This is a genomic window from Chamaesiphon sp. GL140_3_metabinner_50 (assembly GCF_025361915.1).
In the GTDB taxonomy this organism is placed as follows: domain Bacteria; phylum Cyanobacteriota; class Cyanobacteriia; order Cyanobacteriales; family Chamaesiphonaceae; genus Chamaesiphon.
Genome location: NZ_JANYJC010000352.1, coordinates 1 through 3148 on the forward strand (window position 1 = coordinate 1; position 3148 = coordinate 3148).

General features: G+C 46.3%; 3 protein-coding genes and 2 pseudogenes. 3 read left to right on the plus strand and 2 right to left on the minus strand.

What is annotated here, in order from left to right; translation table 11 throughout:
* Positions 1 to 70 (minus strand): annotated as a pseudogene (locus Q0R35_RS17265) (acetolactate synthase small subunit); the annotation flags it as partial.
* Positions 71 to 333: 263 nt separating this feature from the next.
* Here Q0R35_RS17265 and Q0R35_RS17270 point away from each other — a divergent pair.
* Entirely contained in the window at positions 334 to 678 is a 345-nt protein-coding gene (locus tag Q0R35_RS17270; protein WP_366944933.1) for a BON domain-containing protein, read from the plus strand.
* On the opposite strand, the gene Q0R35_RS17275 is transcribed toward Q0R35_RS17270, so the two are convergent.
* The gene (locus Q0R35_RS17275; RefSeq protein ID WP_295621305.1) at positions 675 to 1694 is read right to left on the minus strand and encodes an alpha/beta fold hydrolase; all 1020 of its coding nucleotides are present in this window, start codon (positions 1692 to 1694) and stop codon (positions 675 to 677) included. The genes Q0R35_RS17270 and Q0R35_RS17275 overlap by 4 nt on opposite strands.
* Positions 1695 to 1883: 189 nt before the next feature.
* Between Q0R35_RS17275 and infC the strand changes: the two genes are divergently transcribed.
* Complete coding sequence (gene infC, locus Q0R35_RS17280; protein WP_366944934.1) at positions 1884 to 2429, plus strand: translation initiation factor IF-3; 546 nt, start codon at positions 1884 to 1886, stop codon at positions 2427 to 2429.
* 293 nt (positions 2430 to 2722) lie between these two features.
* A pseudogene (rbcL, locus tag Q0R35_RS17285) lies at positions 2723 to 3148 on the plus strand (ribulose-bisphosphate carboxylase large subunit); the annotation flags it as partial.

A 3148-nucleotide genomic window follows, 5' to 3' on the forward strand; every position in this document is an offset into this window, starting at 1 on the left:
CAAATAGCCCCGCAATCCGAGTCAAAACTCCGGCTTCATCTTCAACCAAAACAGATAAAGTATGTTTCATCGCACTTAAATTAGGGGACTGGGGGACTAGGAGACAAAGGAGACAAAAGGACGCAAGCGTCTAAAATACACTATTCACTATTCACTATCCACTATTCACTAAAACCTAAAACCTAACTATTAGCTACTATTTAGCCACAGCGTTATATTGTCCCACAATTTTCGATTGTCAGAATCTTAAAAAAATTGTAATCATCTGCCGCTGCTAGTCACAATAACCCCCATAATGAATAGGATTTGTTTTTTAGATGGAGTATTGCAACTATGGGTTTCTTCAAAAAGATTTTCGGTATGGAAAAACCAGCCAATGCTGAAGTCAATCCCGCACCTGCTGAGGCAGATCCTGACACTGGTGTAGAAGTAGCTCCAGAACGCATGGGAGTTAATGGTGAATACGACCAAAGCGGCTTGGCAAAACGTGTCGCGATCGCTTTTGATGACGATGCATCGGTCACCGATGTCGAAACTCTCTGGGTCGCCCAAACCAGTGGTACTGTGGTTTTAAAAGGTTCCGTTCCCAGCCAAGAAATTCTCGATCGGATGGTTGAGTTAGCTAGTGGTGTGTCTGGTACGACAGATGTCAGTATCGACGAAGTTACCGTCGGTTAAGCATCTCCCAGGGGTAGAGCGTAAGCTGAATCATCACTGCGGGGATTCGGTACCGATTGTGACTCTACCCCAGCGGTTAATTGGAACGATCCATTCGCTAGCGTGTCAATCCATAACTGGATTGCCTGATTGACTGTCGCGGGCATTTCGTCGTGAGCGCAATGTCCGGCTCCTTCGAGCTTAACCAGTTCGAGTAACGGGTTCAGTTTGAGCAACACGTTAGCTGTCTGAGATGGAATCATCCGATCTTCACAGCCCCACAATAACAGCATGGGAATTTGCATTTGTGGGAGCAGCTTGCGAATATTGGGCGAAAAATTGCTGCTGGTCATCCCCTGCATAATCTTCACAAATGCAGCCGGAGCCTCGGCTTCCTGCGCTGGGGTCAAAAATATATCGAGCAATTCGTCGGTGACACGATCTGCATTGGCGTAAGCAATTTGCGCCCACTTTTTGGCGGCTTTGGGCTTGCTGACGAGCCTAAATAAGCCATGTAAGAACGGTGGATTAAAAATAGCCCGTTTGATGCCATTTACCAGCGGTTGGAGCGATCGCGGAATTAGTTCTTGTTCGGCAGATAGATCTGGTAAGCTGACCATCACTAGACTTGCTGCCATTTGTGGGTATCTGGCGGCGGCAACGAGCGCGACTAAAGAACCGATCGAATTACCGACCAACAGCATCGGGCGACCCACGAATGTCTGCCAAAAATCATGCACCTGCTCGACCCACAAGTCGATGTCATAATCGATATTTGGCTTGCGCGAACCGCCCCAACCGACGAGATCGAGTCCGTAAACCGTCCGATCTGCTGCCAAAACTGTTAAATTGTGCTGCCAATGACCGATCGACGCACCAAAGCCGTGGATCAGCAAAATTGGCGGATCGCGGTCTACCCGCTCCCGACCGCGCTGGTAAGTGTACCGAGTCTGCCAGCCCCGCCATACCCAGTCCCGCTGATTGCCGATATTTTGATGCCAAGTCTGCAAAATACAACCTCCGATCTCGTCTGTCAATCCCTTTTACCTTAAAAGGGTCACTTTAAGCTTAAAAAATATTAAATTTTAGACCAGATTGCCGAGAATCTGGGTAAAATATGAGTATCTAAGCTAAGTAATTTAGATTATTTTAGTTTAAACCGATTTTACAGGTAGCTGTAACTGAGGATAACCATACCCACCTACCCACCAGAAACTACCATTCCTATTAAATCACCCATCATCGAGAAAAGACGCACCCGCGATCTTCCTCAAATTAACGAACGGATTCGGTTCCCCCAAATTCGGGTCATCGGTACCGATGGCGAGCAATTAGGGATCCTCACGCCTCAAGAAGCCCAAGGCATCGCCGACGAGAACGGATTAGATCTCGTCTTAGTCAGCGACAAAGCCGACCCCCCCGTGTGCCGCATTATGGACTACGGGAAATATAAATTCGAGCTAGAAAAGAAAGCTCGCGAAGCGAAGAAGAAGCAACATACTGCCGAACTCAAAGAAGTCAAAATGCGCTACACGATCGAGGAACATGACTACCAAGTACGGGTCAGTCAAGCCAATCGATTTATCAAATCTGGCGATAAAGTCAAAGCAACTATTACCTTTCGCGGTCGGGAGATCCAACATAGCGATCTCGCCGAAAAAGTGCTCAGAAAGATGGCAGACGACCTCAAGGAAATTGCCGAAGTTCAGCAATTTCCTAAAAAAGAGGGTCGAAATATGATGATGATTCTGTCTCCTAAGAAAGCTGTCTAGATCCAAACTCCTCGATGAGGGCAGATCGAATCGGCTGAAGTACATTCAAAGTATTGCGGTAGGTTTACAAAAAATAATATTTTACAATTTTTGACTTTAGGCAGTTAGACTCAGCATCTGGCTGCTTTTTTAAGGTGCCACAACCGTTGTGGTTGTATAGACCCCCCTCGATGGTACTCATATAAAATAGTCTTATGACGATCGTCAAAAGATCGGAACCAAAACTAATACACTTGCTGATATAGTTATTTTTAACAAGACACGTCAACTGGTTCCTGAAGGTTAGGAAATTTATGGCTTACGCGCAAACTCAAACTCAGGCAAAATCTGGGTACAAGGCTGGAGTACAAGACTACCGTCTAACTTACTACACGCCAGACTATACTCCCAAAGATACAGACTTACTCGCAGCTTTCCGGATGACTCCACAACCTGGAGTTCCTGCAGAAGAAGCTGGTGCTGCTGTAGCTGCTGAGTCTTCCACAGGTACCTGGACGACGGTTTGGACTGACTTGCTGACCGACTTGGATCGGTACAAAGGTCGTTGTTACCACATCGAACCAGTTCAAGGTGAAGATAATCAATATTTTTGCTTTATTGCCTATCCTTTAGATTTATTTGAAGAAGGTTCCGTTACCAACATGCTTACCTCATTAGTAGGTAACGTATTTGGTTTCAAAGCCCTCCGCGCACTGCGTCTAGAAGACTTACGTGTTCCT